Below are 20,349 nucleotides of genomic sequence, written 5' to 3'. Positions count from 1 at the left end.
ACGACTACCCGTAAAGCGCGGCGGCGCGGCGTTCGAAGGCGCGGACGATACGTTGCATCGCCTCGTTGAAAACCACCCCGATAATGCCCTGCAGAACCGCATTCTTGAACTCGAAATCGACAAAGAATGAGACGTCGCAGCCGCCATCGACATCAGCGAATTGCCAGTTCGACTTCATATACCGAAAAGGTCCATCAAGATATTCGGTATCGATCTTGAATTGCGTCGGCCAGAGTGTGACGCGACTTCCAAAGCGTTCGCGAAACACTTTGAAACTAATGACCAAATCCGCTTCCATCACCTCGGCGTCGCCTAAAGGCTTTTGCGACCGGATCCGGGCCGCCGCACACCAGGGAAGGAATTCCGGATAGGTCCCCACATCTGCCACCAGATCGTACATTTGCTGCGCCGTATAAGGCAAAGTTCGGGTTTCGGAATGGGTGGGCATTGAGAGGCTTTTCCAGGTGACTTAGCGCATGCATGTCGTATGGTTGGCCCACAAAATCAAGAGGGCGGGTATGACGCAGCGGCCATATGTCATTGACACGATGATCTCGGCGAAGGCCATCGCAGCACGGATCGAAGCCCTGTGCCGCGAGATCCAGACAGAGTTCGAGGAGACCGACAAGCTGGTTGTCGTCGGATTGCTGCGGGGATCTTTCGTGTTCATCGCCGATCTGGTGCGCGAGCTAGATCTGCCGATCGAAGTGGATTTTCTGGAAGCGTCATCCTACGGAAACACGATGGAGAGCAGCCGGGAAGTTCGTATTTTGAAGGACTTGCGCGGCGCAATTGAAGCCCGTGACGTGCTGGTGGTCGAGGATATCGTGGATACCGGGCACACGCTGAACCACGTCACGAAACTACTCAAAAGTAGAAAGCCGCATCGGCTGAAAACCATTGCCTTGCTTGACAAGCCATCACGGCGAGAGGTCGACTTCAAGGCCGATTGGACAGGGTTTGAAATTCCGGACGAATTCGTGGTGGGCTATGGCATCGACTATGCCCAGCGAAATCGCAATCTGCCCTTTATCGGAAAAGTGCGTTTTGTGACCGAACCGGAGACTTGAGAGGATCTGGCCGATATGCCCTTCAGGCCAAGACGAGAGCCGACCGACGCACATCAGACATGACAGCCAAAGGCCGCCCGTGAACCCGCATTGGTTGCTTCGCATCGCGAAATGGATGCGCCTACCGCCCTCGGCGCGCCGCACCAAAGTCGTGCTATCGGTTGTTGCACTCTGCCTTTTGGTGTTCGCCCTCGAGCGGGTTGGGCTGCTTCCCGACTGGATGCAGGCCGCACGCCATCGCTCTCATCTACGCTAGGTCAGGCGAGGCCAAGCTTCTCTTGCCGGGCCGCGCGCAGGCGGGCAAAATCGTCACCCGCGTGGTAGGAGGACCGCGTGAGCGGCGTGGCCGACACCATCAGGAACCCCTTGCCGTATGCGGCCTTTTCGTAATCGGCGAATTCCTCGGGCGTGACGAAGCGGTCGACGGCGTGGTGTTTCGGCGTCGGCTGGAGATATTGGCCGATTGTCAGGAAATCGACATCGGCGGCGCGCATGTCGTCCATGACCTGGCGCACGGCTTGCCCGTCTTCCCCCAGACCGACCATGATGCCGGACTTTGTGAACATCGCCGGATCCAGCTCTTTCACGCGCTGCAAAAGACGCAGGGAATGGAAATAGCGCGCGCCGGGGCGCACCTCGGGGTAAAGGCCCGGCACGGTTTCCAGGTTGTGGTTGAACACATCCGGGCGCGCCTCAACCACGGTTTCCAGTGCCGAGGGGGCACATTTGATGAAATCCGGGGTGAGGATCTCGATCGTGGTCTTAGGTGAGCGGTGACGGACGGCGCGGATGGTCTGGGCAAAGTGATCGGCCCCGCCATCCTCGATATCGTCGCGGTCGACGGAGGTGATCACGACGTGGTTCAGGCCCAGCTTTTCCACCGCATGGGCCACGCGGCCCGGCTCGAACGCATCGAGTGCTTCGGGCGGTTTGCCGGTCGCGATGTTGCAGAAGGTGCAGGCGCGGGTGCAGACCTCTCCCATGATCATCATGGTGGCGTGGCCCTGCGACCAGCATTCGCCGACATTGGGGCAGCCCGCCTCTTCGCAGACGGTGACCAGCCTGTTTTCCCGCATGATCTTGTGCGTTTCGGCATAGCCTTTGCCTCCGGGGGCCTTCACCCGGATCCAGGACGGCTTTTTCGGTTGCGGATTGTCCGGGCGGCGCGCCTTTTCGGGGTGGCGTTGCGCGGGGATTTTCAGGTCTCGCATCGGTCTTGGCACCTTTGGCTCAGCGACTTGGCTTTGGCTGATAACATAAACCCGCCTGACCGGAACTGCCAGTGACGCAAAGCCGCTATGCGAACCAATCGGTTAACGCCTTTGCAAATGACCCGTCACCGGCCCGCGAAAGTCATCAACCAATGACCCCTCACCGCATCAATGCCACCATTTGCGCCCCTGTTTGCGGGAGAGCCAGCCGCCCAGGCTGAAATGATCGCGATGGATCAAAAGCAAAAGGGCGACAAAGGCGGCAAGGACGGCGAGATCGATGACCTGATTGCGATTGACCGGAAAGCCCCTGTCATTCAGCGCGAACGGATCCAGATACCCCTCCCACCGGCGGGTCACCGTGAAAAGGTGCATCAGCGCAAGACCGCCATAAGACGCGATCCGGAACATCCCCAGCGCCGCCAAAAGGCAAAGCGCGATCTGAATGCCTGCCGCGATGTAGATCTGTGAGAAGGACAGATCCACACCATCGAAATGGCGTGCCAGTCCCTGATATTGACCGGGCGTGATGATCTTGTGGGCGGCCCACAGGAAGATGAACCAGACCAGCCCCAGGCGAAGCACAAGCGTCGCTAAGGCATCTTTGCGGTCATTGATTGTCATGTTGGACTGTCCCTTTCCGTTTGGCCAAGGACTACGTCCACCCCTCTACGACCGCAAACCCGCGCGGGCGCAAAACACGCAAGTGTGAGAACGGGTTATCCGATGAGGTCCGCCATGCCGCCGACCTGCGCGTCGTAGTGCCGCTTGAGACGCATCAGCGCGATGCGCAAAACGATCTTGCCTGACCGGGCGGACCATCCCATGCGCTTTTCGGCTGTCTCAAGCCCTTCAAGAAAACAGCAGCAGCGCAGAACAACGTCGGATAGTCCCGGTCCCAGATCGCTGAGCGCCTTCGAAACACGCTCCCATGCGGCCGTGGATCCTTTGCCCAGACCGGCATCGGGCTGAAAGCCGCCCCGTTCACCGCTGGTCAGGAACCGCTCCCAGTTCTGCGCGACCCTTGGACCCATCTGCGCCAGCTCGAAATCCTCCCGAAGACGCTCACCCGCGTGAACCAGATCGTCGCTGAGGAACGGATTGCCATCCTTGTCCCTGCGCCGTGCGAGCGCGGTCAGCGGGCTTTCGGTCATGTTGTACCGCACGCGGCGTGTGCCGGATGGCGTGGAAACGGATTTCTCCCCCCAACTGCGATGTTGATCGCCAAAGGGTGTCTGCGCCTCGGCAAAGCCGAGATCCGTTTCACTGCGGCGGCTGTTTTCCTGCTCGGCCAGCAATTGGCCAAGCGCGCTGCGTCCGGCGGCAGAGATCTTATAGCGGCTGATACGCCCTGGCTTGGGACAGGTGATCCACTCCTTCAACGCCATCGCTTGCGCAATGGGACGGTCGACCACCGCGGTTCGCGTCGTCGATCCATCCGGCGCGTCCCGCACCACGACCGCCTTTTCCATCTCGGATGCGACCGCAAGCACGGCACCGGTTTCGCACAGGCGGCGCAGAATGCGGCGGGCTTCCTGAGCCAACGTGGCGGCGTCGGGTGCAGGCGCGTCGTCAGTTTGGGGATACGATGTCATAGATGCGGTGTCCTTCATCTTTTGATCAGCGGCCGGGGCAGAACGACCAGTCGAAAAATGAGCCCGTCCCAGCATGCGCAGGGCTTCGTCAACAAGCGGGTCGTCACGGCGCTGCTCGACCCTGCGGATCTGCCGCAGCACGGTTGAGGCATGACATCCTCCCTGACGCGCAAGATCGCGGATCGAGCGCCCGGTTTCGGTATGCGCCAGATAGCGCCAGGCAGCCTGCGGCACCCAAGCCGGCGCCGAAGCGGTCGGTTGCAACATGATTTCTGTTCCCTCGAACGTCAGCTGGTATGACCCAGTTATCCAGCGGTTATCCCGACAGTTAATCACAACTTAAGGCTGTATTGGTTACTTGATCGTTAAAATCTTTGCCGATCCTCAGCATTGTTTCTAAATGATAAACAGTCCTGAATCAGGCGAACGCCCGGACCCGACCCTCCGCAACACCCGCATAAGTTGTGCCATATCATCTCTCAGCCCTGGCAAAGACCGCGGCAGCAAAGGAGACGGATATGCAAGATCTAATCGGGATGATGGCCCAACTGCGCCGCCCACGCCTTTTGATCCGGGCCGCACGGCTGGGTGCGGATGATTATCGCCGGGAAAGGCACCTGCAGCGTTTGCTGGGCTATGGCGGCCTGCCGCGAAGTGGCACGGCCCTGATCCGGCTGATGGAGATGGAGCGTGCCTTGAACGCGCAGCGCAAGGAGGACGACGCGTCCTATTCCCTGACACGGCATCTGGACATTCTGATCGCCATGATGGGCGAGGCGCGCATCCTGCGCGCCAGCCAGGCGGAGCGTCAGCTTGAGGCGCTTACATGAACGCGTCGGGCATCGAAGCTTTCTTACCCGCGACATAGGCGGCCAGGGCCTCGGCAATGGCAGGATCCATCGCGGGCTGCTGATAGGAGGCAAGAAGGCTTGTCACGCGATCAGATGCAAGCCTTTGGGTGTCCCGCGCGCCTTCCTCTTCCCAGGTTTCGAAGGGTTTGTAGTCAAAAAGCTCGGACCGCCAGAAGGCGTCTTTGAAGTTCGCCTGGGTATGGGCACAGCCCAGATAATGCCCCCCCGGCCCCACTTCGCGAATCGCATCCATGGCCTGGGCATTCTCGTCCACCGCGATCCCTGCGGCCATCTTGTGGAGGATGCCAAGCTGATCGGCGTCCATCACGAATTTCTCGAAGCTGCTGACCAGCCCGCCTTCGAGCCAGCCGCACGCATGCAGCATAAAGTTCACGCCGCCCATCAGGGCCGCGTTATGGGTATGCGCGGTCTCGTACGCCGCCTGAGCGTCGGGCAGCTTGGACGCACAAAGCCCCCCGCCCGACCGGAACGGCAGGCCCAGGCGGCGGGCAAGCTGTCCGGCGCCATAAAGGATCTGTGACGCTTCGGGTGTGCCAAAGGTGGGCGCACCGGAATTCATGTCGATCGACGTCACGAATGCGCCGAAGATCACCGGGGCGCCCGGACGGATGAGCTGGTTATAGGCGATGCCGGCAAGCACTTCGGCCAGAACCTGGGTCAATGTGCCCGCGACCGAGACGGGCGCCATGGCCCCGCCCACGATGAAGGGCGACACGATGCAGGCCTGGTTGTTGGCGGCGTAAACCTCCATCGCGCCCATCATCACGTCGTCGAAGGTCAGAGGGGAGTTGATGTTGATGAGCGAGGTCATCACCGTTTTGTCCTGCACGAACTCCTTGCCGAAGAGGATCTCGCACATCTCCACCGAATCCTGCGCGCGTGAAGGTTCGGTGACCGAGCCCATGAAAGGCTTGTCGCTGAGCGTCATATGGGCGTGCAGCATATTCAGGTGGCGCTTGTTCACCGGGACATCCGTGGGCTCACACACGGTGCCGCCGGAATGGTGCAGCCATTTGGACATGTAGCCGAGTTTCACGAAGGTGCGGAAATCTTCCATCGTCGCATAGCGGCGCCCGCCCGCGACATCGCGCACGAAGGGCGGACCGTAGACCGGCGCGCAGACCAGGGTATTGCCGCCGATCACGACGTTTTTTTCGGGGTTGCGCGCATGCTGGGTATAGCTGGAGGGCGCTGTGGCGCAGAGTTTGCGGGCGAGACCCCGGGGGATGCGGACACGCTCCCCCTCCACGCTCGCGCCCGCCTCGCGCCAGCGCTCCAGAGCGGCGGGGTTGTTGACGAAATTAACGCCGATCTCTTCCAGCACCGTTTCGGCATTGGTCTCGATGATCTCCAGCGCCTCTTCGGTCAGGACCTCGAAATTCGGGATGTTGCGCTCGATGAATTTCGCGGTCTCGATCCGCACAGCCGTACGTTCGGCGCGCCGTGCCGCCCCGCCGCCGCCTCGTGCCCTGCGCCGCGTGCCTGCTTCTGCCATGATCGAGCCCCCGCTGTCTGATCCACAGTGTAGGGCAGCCAATAGCGCAGGTCACCGCCCCGCCCCGCATGGATTGCGTCGTCTGCGGGGGAAAAGCGACATGAACCGCCCGGTCAGCACTCTTGCGCAAGCCGGGCGCAGCGCCTATGCCGCGCACATGACCGAGATCCAGCATGACCGCCTTTTGATCATCGACTTCGGCAGCCAGGTGACGCAGCTGATCGCGCGCCGTCTGAGAGAGCTGAACGTCTATTGCGAAATCCATCCTTTCCAGTCAGTGACGGCCGCGTTTCTGACAGACTTCGCCCCCAAGGCGGTGATCCTATCGGGCGGTCCGGCCTCGGTCTTTACCGACGGCGCGCCGCGGCCTCCAGCGGAGGTCTTCGATCTGGGCGTGCCGATTCTGGGCATTTGCTATGGTCAGCAGGTGATGATGCACATGCTGGGCGGTCTGGTGGAGCGCGGTCAGGGCACGGCAGAGTTCGGACGCGCCTATGTAAAGCCCGCTGCGGCAAAACTGCCGCTGCTGGAGGGGTGGTTTCTGGCAGATCGAGAGCAGGTCTGGATGAGCCATGGCGATCACGTAAGTCGCCTCGCACCGGGTTTCGAGGTTTACGGAACCTCGCCCAACGCACCCTTCGCGATCACGGCGGATGCAGAGCGCAATTTCTACGCAGTACAATTTCATCCAGAGGTGCATCACACACCCAACGGAAAGCGGCTTTACGAAAATTTCGTGCGGCTGGCGGGCTTCAAGGGCGATTGGACGATGGGGGCCTACCGCGAGGAGGCCGTGGAGCGCATCCGCGAGCAGGTGGGCGACGGCAAGGTGATCTGCGCGCTGTCAGGCGGCGTTGATTCGAGCGTTGCCGCCGTACTGATCCACGAAGCGATCGGAGATCAGCTGACATGCGTCTTCGTCGATCACGGGCTGATGCGGAAGAACGAGGCCGAAGAGGTCGTGGGCATGTTCCGCCAGCATTACAATCTGCCGCTAATCCATGCCGATGAAAGCGATCTGTTCCTGGGCAAGCTGGACGGCGTTTCGGATCCGGAAACAAAGCGTAAAATCATCGGTGGATTGTTCATCGACGTCTTTGAAAAACATGCCAAGGAGATCGGAGGGGCCGATTTTCTGGCGCAAGGCACGCTTTATCCCGATGTCATCGAATCGGTCTCGTTCAGCGGTGGGCCCTCGGTGACGATCAAATCGCACCATAATGTGGGCGGTCTACCGGAGCGGATGAATATGCAACTGGTCGAGCCGTTGCGTGAACTCTTCAAAGATGAAGTGCGCGCGCTGGGGCGTGAACTGGGCCTGCCCGACAGTTTCATCGGGCGGCACCCCTTCCCCGGACCCGGTCTGGCCATCCGCTGTCCCGGAGAGATCACCCGCGCCAAGCTCGACATTCTGCGGGAGGCGGATGCGGTCTATATCGACCAGATCCGCAAGCACGGGCTTTATGACGAGATCTGGCAGGCCTTTGTCGCCATCCTGCCCGTTCGCACGGTGGGCGTGATGGGCGACGGGCGCACTTACGATTATGCATGTGCGCTGCGTGCCGTCACCAGCGTTGACGGCATGACTGCAGACTATTACCCCTTTTCCCACGATTTCCTCGGAGAGACCGCCACGCGCATCATCAATGAGGTGCCGGGCATCAACCGGGTGACCTACGACATCACGTCAAAGCCTCCGGGCACGATTGAATGGGAATAAGACCGATGCGGCATACGGCGGAGCATCTATGGCGACTACCCGGGATGGCTATCTAAGCCAAACCGTCGCCTTTTTCGCCGTTTTCGCATGTCCAGGGTCTTTTCCGATGTCCTCCACTCTCAAAGCCGCGCTCTGGATGATTGGCGCGATTGCCTCTTTCACATCGATGGCCGTTGCCGGTCGCGAAGTGAGCTTCGCCCTCGATACCTTTGAAATCATGATGTATCGCAGCTTTGTCGGGGTGATCATCGTGGTCACCCTGATAAGTGTGACGCGCAGTTGGGCACAGGTGACGACGCGTTCGATGGGTGTGCAGATGCTGCGCAACGCGGCGCATTTCACCGGACAGAACCTGTGGTTCTACGCGGTAACGGTCATTCCCCTGGCCCAGGTCTTTGCGCTTGAGTTTACCTCGCCGCTTTGGGTCATCGTGTTGTCCCCGCTCATCCTGGGCGAGCGGTTGACGCTGACCCGTGTCGTGGCGGCCCTGATCGGGTTTTCCGGGATCCTGATCGTGGCGCGGCCCGGCGCGGAAGAAATCAATCTGGGCGTGATCACGGCAGCCTCCGCCGCGATCTTCTTTGCGATCACGATCACGGTGACCAAGCGCTTGACGCGCACCGAAAGCATTGCCTGCATCCTCTTCTGGCTGACGGTCATGCAAGCGGTGCTGGGTGTGGTCTTCGTCGCCTGGGACGGCGATATCGCCCTGCCCGATGCCACCACTGCCCCGTGGCTGATTCTGATCGGCATTGCCGGGTTGCTGGCGCATTACTGCATGACAAACGCGTTGGCCATCGCACCCGCCACGGTTGTGGTGCCCATCGACTTTGTCCGCCTGCCCACCATCGCGGTGATCGGTATGCTGCTTTATGCGGAGCCCTTGGATCTTTGGGTCTTTGTGGGGGCGCTGGTCATCTTCGCCGGCAATTATCTGAACATCTGGTCAGAGACGAAACGCGCTAAAGCTTAACAGTAAAACGATTTTTCACTTAGCATAACGTTTCGTCACCGAAACGTGTGCTCCCCCTTGGTCAGCGTTGACGCCTGCCCCATGTCGCAAGAAAGGTCCGCGACGTTGCGCGTCACTCCGTGCAACTACGGGAGGAATCACACATGATGAAAACGCAATTTCTTGCGGCAATACCGCTTTGCCTGAGCGTCACCTTGGCCCAAGCCGGAGGACTGGATCGCAACGGTCAACCCATCGGCATTCTGTTCGAAGAGGGCAACTATGCCGAGTTTTCGTTCGGCCGCACCAGTCCGTCACTGACCGGCACCGACCTGGCTACAGCAGGACCCACGGGGGATGTGGCGCTGTCTTTCAACAACGTGGCGCTGGGGCTGAAGATGGATATCACCGATCAGCTCTCCTTTGCGCTGATCGCGGATGAGCCGTTCGGGTCGGACATTCAGTATCCGGTCTCGGCCACCTCTCCGCTGCTGGGCGGAACGAGCGCCTTTTCCAGTTCGACCGCGCTGACGGGGCTGCTGCGCTACGAGTTCGATGATCGGATCAGCGTGCATGGCGGCCTGCGGGTGCTGCGCACGGATGGAAACATCACTTTGAGCGGGCAAGCCTATGGACCACCGCCGCCGGTGGGCCTGTCAGGATATAACGTGGCGCTCGATGCCGATACGGCGCTCGGCTATGTCGTGGGCGCGGCTTACGAGATACCCGACATCGCGCTACGCGTGGCACTGACCTACAATTCCGAGATCGAGCATGAATTCGACACGCGCGAGAATGTCGCGCCCGGTGTGGTCAGCACGACGAACACGACCGTGCCGCAATCCATCAACCTCGACTTTCAGACGGGGATCGCGCCGCGCACGCTGCTGTTCGGTTCGATCCGCTGGGCGGAGTGGAGCGCGACGAAGGTCCGCCCCCAAGGCTCGGGCGTGGACCTGATTGACCTGAACGACACCACCACCTTCACGCTGGGGTTGGGGCGTCAGTTCACCGACCGGCTTTCCGGCTCCATCGCGTTTGGCTACGAGGCCGAGGACGACGACACCCTCGTCTCGCCACTTGCCCCCACCAATGGGTTCCGCAGCATCTCGGTCGGGTTGTCCTACGATGTCGATGACAACATCACCGTCGCGGGCGGCATCCGCTACACCGATCTGGGCGACGCCTTTGCCGAGACTGGCACGCCGGATACCGCGCGGGCGTCGTTCTCGGGCAATGACGCAGTGTCGCTTGGCCTTCGCGTCGGCTTCCGCTTCTAAGGCACCGCCGCGACCAATCCGCAAGAAACGGGTGGGAGGCCATTCGTGCACGCGTTAAGGCTGCGGCATGACCGACCAAAAGACCCTCTCCACCCGCGCCTGGGGTGAGCTTCTTCTTCTGGGCGTCATCTGGGGCGGGTCTTTCCTGTCGATCCGGGTGGCGCTGAACGAGGTGCCGTTCGTCACCTCGGTGCTGCACCGGACCGGCTGGGCGATGCTGGCGCTGTGGGCCGTGGTCGCGATGAGCCGGCTGCCCCTGCCCCGCGATCCGCGCATCTGGCTGGGCTTTCTGGTGATGGGGCTTCTGAACAACGTGATCCCGTTCGGGCTGATGGCCTGGGGGCAGTTGCATATCGAGACGGGCTTGACCTCGATCCTCAACGCGGCGACGGCGATTTTCGGGGTGATCGTGGCTGCACTGGTCTTTGCGGATGAACGGCTGACGCTGCGCAAGATGACCGGCGTTCTGCTGGGCTTTCTGGGTGTGGCGACGGCGATCGGGCTGGAGGCGTTTCGCAGCTTCGACATCCGGTCGACCGCGCAGCTGGCCGTGATCGCAGGCACGATCAGCTATGCGCTGGCCAGCGCCTGGGCCCGGCTGCGCCTAAGCGGGCTGGCTCCGCAAGTGGCGGCGGCGGGCATGTTGACAGGCTCGACCCTCGTGATGCTGCCCGCGGCGCTGATCATTGACGGGCCGGTGGCGTTGGATCTTCAGCCCGTGACCTGGGCCGCGATTGGATATTATTCGATCATCGCCACGGCGGGTGCCTACCTGCTATATTACCGCGTTCTGGCCATGGCCGGCAGCGGGAACCTGATGCTGGTCACCCTGCTGATCCCTCCGGTGGCCATCGGATTGGGCGCCGTCCTGCTAGGCGAGACGCTGAAACCGCAGGCTTTCATCGGCTTTGCACTGCTTGCCGCAGGTCTGGTGGTGCTTGACGGGCGCCTCTTGCGCCGGAATTGACCCGCGCCCCGCCCGCGCGTAGGAGGGGCAAAAAAGGGGACGGTCGATGCTGTATCAAAACGCCGAAGACTGGCGCAGGGCGGCGCATAAACGCGTGCTGTTTTTCGGCATGTCGGGCTTGGGCAAGACGCATCTGAGCCAGATGCTGAGGGCCACGGGCGACTGGTTTCACTATAGCATCGATTACCGCATCGGCACGCGATACATGGGCGAATACATCGCTGACAACGCCAAGGCGGAGGCGATGAAGAACCCGTTTCTGCGGGAATTGCTGATGTCGGATTCGATCTATATCGGATCGAACCTGACCTTCGAAAATCTCAAACCGGTGGCAAGCTATTTGGGCAAACCGGGCGATCCTGTCAGGGGCGGCCTGCCGATGGAGGAATATCGCCGCAGGCAGGAGCAATTCCGACGCGCGGAGATCTCGGCACTGCTGGATACCGAGCATTTCATCCGCCGGGCCGAGATGCTCTATGGCTATCCGCATTTCATCTGCGACACCGGCGGGTCGATCTGCGAATGGGTGGACGCGGACGATCCCGACGATCCCATCCTGACCGAACTGGCCCGTCACACGCTTTTGATCTGGCTGGAAGGCAGCGATGCACACACCGCCGAACTGGTACGCCGGTTCGACAAGGCGCCGAAGCCGATGGCCTATCAGCCGGAGTTTCTGAGCAATGCCTGGGAGCGATATCTGAGCGAAAACAATGCTCAGGAGGGCGATGTCGATCCAGATACCTTCATCCGCTGGACCTATGCCCAGGCACTCGCCCATCGTCAGCCACGCTATGCGGCGATGGCCAAATGGGGTGTGACGGTGCAGGCCGATCACGTCTTTGCCTGTCGCGATGCGGTCGGTTTCGACACGCTGATCGCCAGCGCCCTTGAGGCGCGAGGCTAAAGGGCGTATCTCCGATCTTCGCAGCTAAGGAAAGCCGACCTCATGCCTATTAAGATCCCCGCAGACCTGCCCGCCTATGACGTTCTGACGAACGAAGGCGTGATGGTGATGTCGGAGGATCAGGCAGCCCGGCAGGATATCAGGCCCCTGCGGATCGGGCTGTTGAACCTGATGCCAAAGAAGATCCAGACGGAGAACCAGTTTGCCCGGCTGATCGGCGCAGGCCCGCTCCAGATCGAGCTGAGCCTGATCCGTATGTCCGAACACCAGACCCGGAACACGGCGGCCGAGCATATGGCCGAATTCTACCGCCCCTTTCAGGAGGTGAAGGATCAGAAATTCGACGGCCTGATCATCACCGGCGCGCCGATCGAACATCTGGCCTTCGAGGATGTGACCTATTGGGACGAACTCTGCGAGGTGATGGACTGGACCCAGACCAACGTGCATTCCACTTTCGGCGTCTGCTGGGGCGGGATGGCGATGCTGCATCACTTCCACCGGGTGCCCAAGCATATCCTGTCCGACAAGCTCTTTGGCTGTTACCGGCACGCGAACCTCTCGCCCGCCTCGCCTTATCTGCGGGGCTTTTCGGACGATTGCGTCGTGCCGGTCTCCCGCTGGACGGAGGTGCGCGCGCCGGAGGTGGAGGCGGCGGGTCTGCCGATCCTTCTGGGCTCGGACGTGGCGGGGCCGTGCCTGATCGAGGACCCGGCGCATCGGGCGATCTATATCCTCAACCATTTCGAATATGACAGCGGCACCCTGCGGGAGGAATACGAACGTGATCTGTCGCAGAACCAGATCGAAGGGGCTGAGATCCAACTGCCACTCAACTACTTCCCCGACGACAATCCCAACGCCACGCCGCAAAACCGCTGGAGAAGCCACGCACATCTTCTATATGGCAACTGGATCAACGAGATCTACCAGACCACGAATTTCGATTTGAGCAAGATTGGCCATTAAGATCCTGATTTATATCCTTGTTGTTCTGGGTGTCGCAGCGAGCGCGCTGACCTGGCGTGTACTGCAACAGGAAGCGCGGGCCGAACGGCTCTACCCGCCCGAAGGTCAGTTGCTGGATGTGGACGGCGTGCAGGTTCATGCGGTGGTGATGGGCGATGGGCCGGATCTGGTGCTGATCCATGGCTCCAGCGGGAACACGCGTGACATGACCTTTTCGCTCGCCCCGAAACTGGCAGAGCGCTACCGGGTGATCGTCTTCGACCGGCCCGGGCTGGGCTATACCGACCGGCTGAACGGCGATGGCGCGTCGATCTTCGAACAGGCAGAGCTGATGGCGAAAGCTGCCGCGCAATTGGGCGCCGAGCGGCCCATCGTGATGGGACAAAGCTATGGCGGATCGGTTGCTCTGGCCTGGGCCGTTACACAGCCAGACCATATCGCGGCGCTCGTCCCGCTCGCAGCACCCTCCAACCCGTGGACCACGCCGCTTGATCCCTATTATCAGGTGCTGACAAGCTGGTGGGGCAACCTGTTCGTCGTGCCTTTGCTCACGGCCTTTGTCAGCGATGCGCGGGTCGAAGAGACGCTGGAGGGCATCTTTGCCCCGCAATCCGCGCCCGATGGCTATGCCGAGGCGGTGGGCGCCGGACTGACCCTGCGGCGCAAATCGCTGCGCGCGAACGCCGCGCAGCGGGCAAACCTGCTGGACGAGATCAAAGCCCTGCAACCGCGCTATGGCGAGATCAATGTCCCTACCGAGATCGTTCACGGAACCGACGACACCACCGTCGGGCTGCCAATCCACTCTGAAAAGCTGGTGCACCAGATCGACGGGGCCGTGCTGACACGGCTGGCCGGGATCGGACATATGCCGCACCATGTCGATCAGGACGATGTGATCGCTGCGATTGACCGCGCGGCAAGGCGTGCCAATTTGCGTTAATCGGATTAACATCCCATATTGACGGTAAAAGACGAAAGGCACGAGGCAGATGCAGCTCCCCTTTGATGGTGCGATCAGCGCCTATTTCCGCGACGAAGCCCCCGAGGACGTGCGCAATGCCATCAAGCGGTCGGACAAAGGGGAAATCCTGAGCCACAGCTATCCGCATTCCGAAAGGATGGCCCGCAAGGTTTATGAGGCGGAACTGGACAAACTGCAGATAGAACTCGTCAAAATGCAGGCCTGGGTCCGGAATAGCGGCGCCCGGGTCGCCATCATTTTCGAAGGCAGAGATGCATCGGGAAAAGGCGGGACAATCAAACGGTTCCGGGCCAATATTAATCCACGGGGCGCGCGGATCGTGGCCTTGCCCAAGCCCACGGACAAAGAACAGTCGCAATGGTATTTCCAACGCTATATCGACCACCTTCCCGCTGCCGGAGAGATCGTTTTCTTTGATCGAAGCTGGTACAATCGCGGCGTGGTCGAGAAGGTCTTTGACTTCTGCGAGGACGAGGCGCGCGAACGCTTTTTCGAACAGGTGCTTCCTTTCGAACATATGTTGCAAGAGGACGGCATTCACCTGATCAAGCTTTGGCTCAATGTCGGGCGGGCAGAACAGTTGCGGCGGTTTCTGGAGCGGGAAAAGGATCCGCTGAAGCAGTGGAAACTCAGCTGGATCGACGTCGAAGGCTTGCGCCGCTGGGACGCCTACAGCGATGCGATCTTTGAAACGTTCGAGCGCAGCCACAGCGACCGAAGCCCCTGGACCATCCTGCGATCCGACGACAAACGGCGGGCGCGGGTCAATGCCATTCGGGCCGTCCTGAACGGGATCGATTACGGGCGCAAGGACCCCAAGGCGGTTGGCCGGATCGACACACAAATTTGCGGAGGGCCCGACATCTGGGATGCCTAAACGCGGCTATCATCACGGCAATCTGCGCCAGGCCCTGGTGGATGCAGCCCTCACGCTGATCACCGACAAGGGCCCGACAGGCTTTACCCTGTCGGAGGCGGCCAAGACGGCTGGCGTGACCCCGGCGGCGGTCTATCGGCATTTCGAAGGGCGCGAGGACCTGATCGCGGAGGCCGCGCGCCAGGGATACGAGATCTTCGCCGACCTGATGCAATACGCCTATGAAAGCGGCCAGCCCTCCGCCTTGGCCGCGTTCGAGGCCACGGGGCGTGCCTATCTGGCGTTCGCCCGTCGGCATCCCGGCCACTACATCGCGATGTTTGAAAGCGGTATTTCGGTAAACCGCACGCCGGAACTGGCGGTCGCGGCACAAAAAGCACGTGACGTGCTGGAGAAGGCCGCGACCGACCTCAGCGAGCACATACCGCCTGAAAAGCGCCCGCCCGCCTCGATGTTCTCGGCCCATATCTGGGCGCTGAGCCACGGGGTTGTGGAGCTTTTCGCGCGCAACAGCCCGGGCACCCAATCCCCCTTCCCGCCCGAGGATCTGCTGGAAACTGGCATCGGTGTCTATCTGCGTGGTTTGGGGTTGGTGGCGCCAGATGACTAGGCTTCTCGCCTACCTTCCCAAACGCTTTCACCACTTCGCTCTCGAATACGGCGCCCTCACGCTCGTCAGCCTTGTCGCGCTGACTGCAACGGGAGCCTTCTTTCTCTATTTCAAAATCGAACCTCACCATCACGATGGATATCATCGCGTGGCGGTCGATTTCACGGACACGGTCGCGAGCGAGCGCTCGCCACCTCGCCACCGGGTCTATTTCACTGACGAGGAGGGGTCGGTCGCAACTGCGATGACGCGACGGCTCGTCGTGGCACAGGGCATTACCAGCCACGCATGTGTAGAACGGCGAAGCCGTTCATCGGGACGCCACACGTATAAGCTCGTCTCCGGCCATTTATGCGAACAAACCCGATTTGGACCTGATGACTAACCCGCGACGAAAAAGGCCGCCCCGGATGGAGCGGCCTTTCCTGTCCCTCGGATCCAAGTCTTAACGCTTGGAGAACTGGAAGCTCTTACGGGCCTTGGCCTTACCGTATTTCTTCCGCTCGACCACGCGGCTGTCGCGGGTCAGGAAGCCCGCGGCTTTCAGCGCGCCGCGCAAGGACGGATCGTAAAGCTGCAGCGCTTTCGAGATACCGTGCTTGACCGCACCCGCCTGACCGGAGAGGCCCCCGCCCTTGACGGTCGCCATCACGTCGAACTGATCCTCGACACCGGCAACGGTGAAGGGCTGGCGCAGGATCATCTGCAGAACGGGACGGGCGAAGTAGGCCTTCATCTCCTTGCCATTCACGGTCACCTTGCCGGAACCGGGCTTGATCCAGACACGAGCCACCGCGTCCTTCCGTTTGCCGGTCGCGTAGGAGCGGCCCAGATCGTCCCGCACAGGCTCGCGCGGGGTCAGATCGACCTCCGGGGCGGCAGCGTCGCCTGCAACGGCTTGCAGGTCTTCCAATGTGTTGATTTCGTCGGCCATTTCTTACGCGCTCCGGGTGTTTTTCTTGTTCATGGATTTGACATCCAGAACTTCGGGGCTTTGCGCCTCATGGGGATGTTCCGCGCCTGCATAGACGCGGAGATTGGTCATTTGCTTGCGGCTCAGACGGTTGCCCGGCAGCATCCGCTTGACGGCTTGCATCACCACGCGTTCGGGGTGCTTGCCCTCGAGGATCTGCTGCTTGGTGCGGGACTTGATGCCGCCGGGATGACCGGTATGCCAATAGAAATGCTCTTCGCGTTTCTTGCCGGTCAGCTGCACCTTGTCGGCGTTGATGACGATGACGTTGTCGCCCATGTCCATATGCGGTGTGAACGAGGCTTTGTGCTTGCCACGCAGACGCATGGCCACGATCGAGGCGAGACGGCCCAGAACGATACCTTCGGCATCGATCACGATCCACTTCTTCTCGATCTCTGCAGGGGTTGCAGAAAAGGTTTTCATGGCAGGTAAATCCTGTTTGACGTGAAAGCGACCGGCATCGACCTGCCGCCTGAAACTGATTGGCGGGGTTTACAAAGCGCCGAATGCCAGGTCAAGAGAGCACATCCCAATAAAACTATTATATATCAGCGCCTTGAAAATAAGGTATCATTATACCCCAATTCTAGACACTGATTTGTTCGGGCGGATTGTCCAGCAGGCGGCGCAGGCGGAGCATGGCCTCCTCAAATGAGGAAAGCGCCACATGCGCGTTCATCGCGATGCGTACGGCATGGGGTGCACGGCCGTCGCGCAGGGCAAATTCGTCGGCGGACCGGATCTGCACGCCCACCGCTTCGGCTTCGCGGCAAAAGGCGGCAGCGCGCCAGCCGGAGGGCAGACGCAGCCAAACGAACGGAACGTCGGGATCCCAGACCAGATCGAACCCTCCCAGGGCATTCACGGCAACACGGACATATTCCGACATGGTCTCACGCACTCTCACGCTCAGCTCCCGCGTGCGGGGATCGGACAGCAGGATGCGGGTCAGCTCGGCGAGCGGCTGTGCCATTCCGAAAAAGCCATACTCGGCCGCCCGGCGCAGATCCGCCGCTCGCCCCTTGGGCGCAATGGCAAAACCGACGCGCAGCGACGGGGTGAGCGTTTTCGAAATCGAGGAGACATGCCAGGTGTGGCGCGGATAAAGCGCCCGGTAACTGGGCTCGCGTGCCTCACCCATGCGGTAACAGTCATCCTCGATGATTTGCAGGCCGTGTTTTTGTGCCACCGCAATCAGTTCCTCGCGGCGGGCAAGCGGTGTATGGCCGCCCGTGGGGTTCTGCACTTCGGGCGAGGTGCAGAAAACCTGCGCGCCTGATTGCCGGGCGGCCTGGTCCAGCGCCTCGGGGCGCACGCCGTGTTCATCCATCGCCACGCCCACCACATCGGCGCGCATCAATTCCGCAGCCCGCCGAAAGCCGGCATAGGAAAGATCCTCGACCAGCAGCACCGGGCGGGGACCGGTCAGAATAGCATTGAGACAAACGCAGATACCGTTCTGCCCGCCATGGGTCAGCACCACGTCCCGCTCGGTGAAGGTGCCCAAAGGCATATCCGCCAGCCAGTCGACGACTGCCTGCCGGGCGGGCGCATAGCCATCGCGGGTCGGATAACTGAGCAACCGCTCGGGAGGCATCTCCGCCACCTGACGCAGCGCGGATCGGATCGCGGCCACCTGCCCCACATCCGCAAGGCGCGGGCTGAAGAGGCTCACGGCATCCGTCTCCGGTGGTTCGGTCTGTCGCGACCACACATCGTCTTGCAACAGGGTTTTCGGAGGCGCAACGAATGTACCCCTTCCCACCTCTGCCATAAGCAATCCTTCATCCGTGAGGATGGTATAGGCCCGTGCCACGGTGCCCGGCGTGATGCTGAGTTGATAAGCCAGATCGCGAACCGGCGGCAATTTCGTGCCTTCGGTCAATGTACCACTTTCGATGGAAGATCGTATCGTATCGGCGACCACCTTGTATTTGGGTCCTTTTTTGGTCTCCAGCGGCGGCAGCGAAATTGTATTCATTACAATCTTTCCTTGGACGGCGGTACATTTCTCAATGTATCAACTCTTTGTAGAGAGATTTATATATTGTGTCAATACAATCAAAGGAGATAGATCATGGCACACGCACTCACCACCGAGACGCTCTTGCGGCTGAAAGCCTCCCCCCGGCTTCCGCTTATCGCGGTGCTGGCGGTGAAGTTCGCGGGTGTCGTGACAGAGTGGCACATCCGATACCGCACCCGAAAAGACCTCACGCACTTGGATGCCCACTTGCTGCGAGATATCGGCCTGACACGCGAGGAGGCTCAAAGAGAGGCAAATCGCGCGTTCTGGCGGATCTGACTTCCCCGTTGGTCCGTCGGACCTCTTCCTGGGCCGGGTTCATCCCGGCTCTTTTTTATGCGGACTGGTCAGCGGCGGAGCCGGCAGGCGGGATGGAATAGGTCATCGCGGCCCGCGCAACCGGCGCCTCCATCCCGTCCGAGTAAAGCAGCACATCCCCCACCGCGAGCGCCTTTCCGAGCTTCAAAAGGCGCCCCTTTGCGATCAGATCCGTGTTGGCAACGGGCTTGCGCATGAAATCAAGCGAACTGTTCGTGGTCACCGCCAGCGCCTTGGGCCCGATCAGCGCCATGATCATCAGATAAACGGTCACATCGGCCAACCCGAACATCGCGGGCCCCGATACGGTGCCGCCGGGGCGCAGGTGGCGTTCGCCCACCAGCAGGCGCATGGTGATCTCGTAAGGCACCACATGTTCGACGTGGAAATCGTCCTTAACCTGTGGAAACACCCGGTCGACAAAGGCGTTCAGTGCGGCCTCGTCCATCAGCAATTCGGTATCTTTCGCCATCTTCCCCTCCACCTCTCTTGCCCCTAGGCTTGGCCGGAAAGCGCGGGAGGGCAAGATGGCAATTTTGGAACGTCACGACACGGGCGCCGTGCGGCGGCTGCATATGAACGCGCCGGAGCGGCTGAATGCGCTGTCGGACGAGATGCTGGCGGCTTTGCAGGGGGAATTCGACGCGCTGCGGGAGGACCGAACCGTGCGGGCGGTGATCCTGTCGGGCGAAGGCAAGGCGTTCTGCGCGGGTCACGACCTGAAACAGATGACTGCCGGACGGCAGGCCGAGGATGGCGGCAAGGCTTACTTCAAGGATCTCTTCGACCGGTGCGCGGCGATGATGACCTCCATCCAGTCCCTGCCCCAGCCGGTCATCGCCGAGGTGCACGGCATCGCCACGGCAGCGGGATGCCAGCTTGTCGCCTCCTGCGATCTGGCAGTCGCGGCGGAGGGGACGAAGTTCGGCGTGAACGGGGTGAATATCGGGCTCTTCTGCTCGACCCCGATGGTGGCGCTGTCGCGCAACATCCCGCGCAAGCAGGCCTTCGAGATGCTGACGACCGGCCAGTTCATCGAAGCGAACCGCGCCGAAGCGCTGGGACTGGTGAACCGAGTGGTGCCCCATGACGGCCTGCGCGCCGAGACCGAGGCGCTAGCCGCACAACTGGCCGAAAAGCTGGGCGCCGCGGTCAAGATCGGGAAAGAGGCCTTCTACGCCCAGCTCCAAATGCCACTGGAGCAGGCCTATGATTATACCGGTCAGGTGATGGTGGAGAACATGCTCTACCGCGATACAGAGGAGGGGATCGCGGCGTTTCTGGAAAAACGGGCTCCGGAGTGGGAGCAGTAAGTCAATCGCCGCTCGTACTGACCTTTAGATTTTTGCGTAAGTCATCAAATACCCGCCATGCGGACGAACCAGTCGTTTGCCCGGTATACGAATTTCAGTATCGCCAACTTGTGTTTCGTCTTCGTAAATCTAAACTGACATAACTTTTTGACTGAGAAAGGTTTTATGAAGATTCGATGCTGCAATATTTTAACAGGAGTGACCAA

General features: G+C 60.9%; 23 protein-coding genes. 14 read left to right on the top strand and 9 right to left on the bottom strand.

The genetic code is table 11. The features are described from left to right. Positions 1 to 4: 4 nt before the first annotated feature. On the bottom strand, positions 5 to 448 hold the full coding sequence (locus CFI11_RS10890; RefSeq protein WP_130405832.1) for a type II toxin-antitoxin system RatA family toxin: 444 nt from the start codon (positions 446 to 448) through the stop codon (positions 5 to 7). A 70-nt stretch (positions 449 to 518) separates the two neighbouring features. On the opposite strand from CFI11_RS10890, the gene hpt reads away from it, so the two are divergent. Next, on the top strand, positions 519 to 1,070 hold the full coding sequence (gene hpt / locus CFI11_RS10885) for a hypoxanthine phosphoribosyltransferase (RefSeq protein ID WP_130405830.1): 552 nt from the start codon (positions 519 to 521) through the stop codon (positions 1,068 to 1,070). 257 nt (positions 1,071 to 1,327) lie between these two features. On the opposite strand, the gene lipA is transcribed toward hpt, so the two are convergent. The 3 genes from lipA to CFI11_RS10870 all read right to left on the bottom strand — a co-directional run bounded on the left by lipA (position 1,328) and on the right by CFI11_RS10870 (position 4,143). Further along, positions 1,328 to 2,281: a lipoyl synthase gene (lipA, locus tag CFI11_RS10880; RefSeq protein WP_130405828.1), complete on the bottom strand. Its 954-nt coding sequence runs from the start codon at positions 2,279 to 2,281 to the stop codon at positions 1,328 to 1,330. Between the two features lie 168 nt (positions 2,282 to 2,449). Further along, entirely contained in the window at positions 2,450 to 2,905 is a 456-nt protein-coding gene (locus tag CFI11_RS10875) for a hypothetical protein (RefSeq protein WP_130405826.1), read from the bottom strand. 95 nt (positions 2,906 to 3,000) lie between these two features. Continuing rightward, positions 3,001 to 4,143, bottom strand: a complete 1,143-nt coding sequence (locus tag CFI11_RS10870) for a DUF6456 domain-containing protein (RefSeq protein ID WP_130405824.1) — start codon at positions 4,141 to 4,143, stop codon at positions 3,001 to 3,003. 251 nt (positions 4,144 to 4,394) lie between these two features. On the opposite strand from CFI11_RS10870, the gene CFI11_RS10865 reads away from it, so the two are divergent. Further along, the gene (locus CFI11_RS10865; protein ID WP_130405822.1) at positions 4,395 to 4,706 is read left to right on the top strand and encodes a DUF6477 family protein; all 312 of its coding nucleotides are present in this window, start codon (positions 4,395 to 4,397) and stop codon (positions 4,704 to 4,706) included. Here CFI11_RS10865 and CFI11_RS10860 read toward each other — a convergent pair. Continuing rightward, complete coding sequence (locus CFI11_RS10860) at positions 4,699 to 6,243, bottom strand: trimethylamine methyltransferase family protein (RefSeq protein ID WP_130405819.1); 1,545 nt, start codon at positions 6,241 to 6,243, stop codon at positions 4,699 to 4,701. The two genes, CFI11_RS10865 and CFI11_RS10860, sit on opposite strands and share 8 nt — an antisense overlap. A 157-nt stretch (positions 6,244 to 6,400) precedes the next feature. On the opposite strand from CFI11_RS10860, the gene guaA reads away from it, so the two are divergent. The 10 genes from guaA (at position 6,401) to CFI11_RS10810 (ending at position 15,895) form a co-directional block, all read left to right on the top strand. After that, entirely contained in the window at positions 6,401 to 7,963 is a 1,563-nt protein-coding gene (gene guaA, locus CFI11_RS10855) for a glutamine-hydrolyzing GMP synthase (RefSeq protein ID WP_130409992.1), read from the top strand. A 106-nt stretch (positions 7,964 to 8,069) separates the two neighbouring features. Beyond that, positions 8,070 to 8,936, top strand: coding sequence for a DMT family transporter (locus CFI11_RS10850; RefSeq protein WP_130405817.1), 867 nt, complete (start codon positions 8,070 to 8,072; stop codon positions 8,934 to 8,936). A 146-nt stretch (positions 8,937 to 9,082) separates the two neighbouring features. After that, the gene (locus CFI11_RS10845; RefSeq protein WP_130409991.1) at positions 9,083 to 10,195 is read left to right on the top strand and encodes an OmpP1/FadL family transporter; all 1,113 of its coding nucleotides are present in this window, start codon (positions 9,083 to 9,085) and stop codon (positions 10,193 to 10,195) included. 67 nt (positions 10,196 to 10,262) lie between these two features. Then, positions 10,263 to 11,162, top strand: coding sequence for a DMT family transporter (locus tag CFI11_RS10840; protein ID WP_130405815.1), 900 nt, complete (start codon positions 10,263 to 10,265; stop codon positions 11,160 to 11,162). Between the two features lie 46 nt (positions 11,163 to 11,208). Beyond that, a complete protein-coding gene (locus tag CFI11_RS10835; RefSeq protein ID WP_130405813.1) occupies positions 11,209 to 12,069 on the top strand; it encodes an ATPase in 861 nt (286 codons plus the stop codon). A gap of 42 nt (positions 12,070 to 12,111) precedes the next feature. Then, the gene (gene metA / locus CFI11_RS10830; RefSeq protein ID WP_130405811.1) at positions 12,112 to 13,038 is read left to right on the top strand and encodes a homoserine O-succinyltransferase; all 927 of its coding nucleotides are present in this window, start codon (positions 12,112 to 12,114) and stop codon (positions 13,036 to 13,038) included. After that, positions 13,028 to 13,981: an alpha/beta fold hydrolase gene (locus tag CFI11_RS10825; protein ID WP_254449067.1), complete on the top strand. Its 954-nt coding sequence runs from the start codon at positions 13,028 to 13,030 to the stop codon at positions 13,979 to 13,981. Before metA ends, CFI11_RS10825 begins: the two co-directional genes overlap by 11 nt. 49 nt (positions 13,982 to 14,030) lie before the next feature. Beyond that, entirely contained in the window at positions 14,031 to 14,900 is an 870-nt protein-coding gene (gene ppk2, locus CFI11_RS10820; protein WP_130405809.1) for a polyphosphate kinase 2, read from the top strand. Then, positions 14,893 to 15,510 (top strand): TetR/AcrR family transcriptional regulator, encoded by a 618-nt coding sequence (locus CFI11_RS10815; protein ID WP_130405807.1) that lies wholly within the window; start codon positions 14,893 to 14,895, stop codon positions 15,508 to 15,510. Before ppk2 ends, CFI11_RS10815 begins: the two co-directional genes overlap by 8 nt. Further along, positions 15,503 to 15,895, top strand: coding sequence for a hypothetical protein (locus CFI11_RS10810; RefSeq protein WP_130405805.1), 393 nt, complete (start codon positions 15,503 to 15,505; stop codon positions 15,893 to 15,895). Before CFI11_RS10815 ends, CFI11_RS10810 begins: the two co-directional genes overlap by 8 nt. 60 nt (positions 15,896 to 15,955) lie before the next feature. On the opposite strand, the gene rpsI is transcribed toward CFI11_RS10810, so the two are convergent. The 3 genes from rpsI to CFI11_RS10795 form a co-directional block, all read right to left on the bottom strand. After that, on the bottom strand, positions 15,956 to 16,444 hold the full coding sequence (gene rpsI, locus CFI11_RS10805) for a 30S ribosomal protein S9 (protein WP_130405803.1): 489 nt from the start codon (positions 16,442 to 16,444) through the stop codon (positions 15,956 to 15,958). A 3-nt stretch (positions 16,445 to 16,447) separates the two neighbouring features. Beyond that, positions 16,448 to 16,909 carry a 50S ribosomal protein L13 gene (gene rplM, locus CFI11_RS10800; protein ID WP_130405801.1) on the bottom strand — a complete coding sequence of 154 codons (462 nt, stop codon included), beginning with the start codon at positions 16,907 to 16,909 and terminating at the stop codon, positions 16,448 to 16,450. A gap of 163 nt (positions 16,910 to 17,072) precedes the next feature. Then, positions 17,073 to 18,467 carry a PLP-dependent aminotransferase family protein gene (locus tag CFI11_RS10795; protein WP_130405799.1) on the bottom strand — a complete coding sequence of 465 codons (1,395 nt, stop codon included), beginning with the start codon at positions 18,465 to 18,467 and terminating at the stop codon, positions 17,073 to 17,075. Positions 18,468 to 18,563: 96 nt separating this feature from the next. Between CFI11_RS10795 and CFI11_RS10790 the strand changes: the two genes are divergently transcribed. Then, the gene (locus CFI11_RS10790; protein WP_130405797.1) at positions 18,564 to 18,791 is read left to right on the top strand and encodes a DUF1127 domain-containing protein; all 228 of its coding nucleotides are present in this window, start codon (positions 18,564 to 18,566) and stop codon (positions 18,789 to 18,791) included. 55 nt (positions 18,792 to 18,846) lie between these two features. Here the strand turns inward: CFI11_RS10790 and CFI11_RS10785 are convergent, their stop codons facing one another. Further along, on the bottom strand, positions 18,847 to 19,302 hold the full coding sequence (locus CFI11_RS10785) for a PaaI family thioesterase (RefSeq protein ID WP_174843494.1): 456 nt from the start codon (positions 19,300 to 19,302) through the stop codon (positions 18,847 to 18,849). 55 nt (positions 19,303 to 19,357) lie between these two features. On the opposite strand from CFI11_RS10785, the gene CFI11_RS10780 reads away from it, so the two are divergent. Further along, positions 19,358 to 20,143 carry an enoyl-CoA hydratase gene (locus tag CFI11_RS10780; protein ID WP_130405795.1) on the top strand — a complete coding sequence of 262 codons (786 nt, stop codon included), beginning with the start codon at positions 19,358 to 19,360 and terminating at the stop codon, positions 20,141 to 20,143. Positions 20,144 to 20,349 lie beyond the last annotated feature (206 nt).

Origin of the sequence: Thalassococcus sp. S3, from assembly GCF_004216475.1 — a bacterium.
Classification (GTDB): domain Bacteria; phylum Pseudomonadota; class Alphaproteobacteria; order Rhodobacterales; family Rhodobacteraceae.
This window is presented reverse-complemented; position numbering and strand designations above follow the sequence as displayed.

Excerpts from the sequence above, each read along its gene's own strand:
- CFI11_RS10785 (WP_174843494.1), bottom strand. The coding sequence starts at position 19,302 with ATGGCGAAAGATACCGAATTGCTGATGGACGAGGCCGCACTGAACGCC.
- lipA (WP_130405828.1), bottom strand. The coding sequence starts at position 2,281 with ATGCGAGACCTGAAAATCCCCGCGCAACGCCACCCCGAAAAGGCGCGC.
- CFI11_RS10840 (WP_130405815.1), top strand. The coding sequence starts at position 10,263 with ATGACCGACCAAAAGACCCTCTCCACCCGCGCCTGGGGTGAGCTTCTT.
- rpsI (WP_130405803.1), bottom strand. The coding sequence starts at position 16,444 with ATGGCCGACGAAATCAACACATTGGAAGACCTGCAAGCCGTTGCAGGC.
- CFI11_RS10780 (WP_130405795.1), top strand. The coding sequence starts at position 19,358 with ATGGCAATTTTGGAACGTCACGACACGGGCGCCGTGCGGCGGCTGCAT.
- CFI11_RS10815 (WP_130405807.1), top strand. The coding sequence starts at position 14,893 with ATGCCTAAACGCGGCTATCATCACGGCAATCTGCGCCAGGCCCTGGTG.
- CFI11_RS10860 (WP_130405819.1), bottom strand. The coding sequence starts at position 6,243 with ATGGCAGAAGCAGGCACGCGGCGCAGGGCACGAGGCGGCGGCGGGGCG.
- guaA (WP_130409992.1), top strand. The coding sequence starts at position 6,401 with ATGACCGAGATCCAGCATGACCGCCTTTTGATCATCGACTTCGGCAGC.
- CFI11_RS10835 (WP_130405813.1), top strand. The coding sequence starts at position 11,209 with ATGCTGTATCAAAACGCCGAAGACTGGCGCAGGGCGGCGCATAAACGC.
- CFI11_RS10865 (WP_130405822.1), top strand. The coding sequence starts at position 4,395 with ATGCAAGATCTAATCGGGATGATGGCCCAACTGCGCCGCCCACGCCTT.
- CFI11_RS10890 (WP_130405832.1), bottom strand. The coding sequence starts at position 448 with ATGCCCACCCATTCCGAAACCCGAACTTTGCCTTATACGGCGCAGCAA.
- CFI11_RS10795 (WP_130405799.1), bottom strand. The coding sequence starts at position 18,467 with ATGAATACAATTTCGCTGCCGCCGCTGGAGACCAAAAAAGGACCCAAA.
- CFI11_RS10790 (WP_130405797.1), top strand. The coding sequence starts at position 18,564 with ATGGCACACGCACTCACCACCGAGACGCTCTTGCGGCTGAAAGCCTCC.
- CFI11_RS10845 (WP_130409991.1), top strand. The coding sequence starts at position 9,083 with ATGAAAACGCAATTTCTTGCGGCAATACCGCTTTGCCTGAGCGTCACC.
- CFI11_RS10875 (WP_130405826.1), bottom strand. The coding sequence starts at position 2,905 with ATGACAATCAATGACCGCAAAGATGCCTTAGCGACGCTTGTGCTTCGC.
- CFI11_RS10850 (WP_130405817.1), top strand. The coding sequence starts at position 8,070 with ATGTCCTCCACTCTCAAAGCCGCGCTCTGGATGATTGGCGCGATTGCC.
- rplM (WP_130405801.1), bottom strand. The coding sequence starts at position 16,909 with ATGAAAACCTTTTCTGCAACCCCTGCAGAGATCGAGAAGAAGTGGATC.
- metA (WP_130405811.1), top strand. The coding sequence starts at position 12,112 with ATGCCTATTAAGATCCCCGCAGACCTGCCCGCCTATGACGTTCTGACG.
- hpt (WP_130405830.1), top strand. The coding sequence starts at position 519 with ATGACGCAGCGGCCATATGTCATTGACACGATGATCTCGGCGAAGGCC.
- CFI11_RS10810 (WP_130405805.1), top strand. The coding sequence starts at position 15,503 with ATGACTAGGCTTCTCGCCTACCTTCCCAAACGCTTTCACCACTTCGCT.
- CFI11_RS10870 (WP_130405824.1), bottom strand. The coding sequence starts at position 4,143 with ATGTTGCAACCGACCGCTTCGGCGCCGGCTTGGGTGCCGCAGGCTGCC.
- ppk2 (WP_130405809.1), top strand. The coding sequence starts at position 14,031 with ATGCAGCTCCCCTTTGATGGTGCGATCAGCGCCTATTTCCGCGACGAA.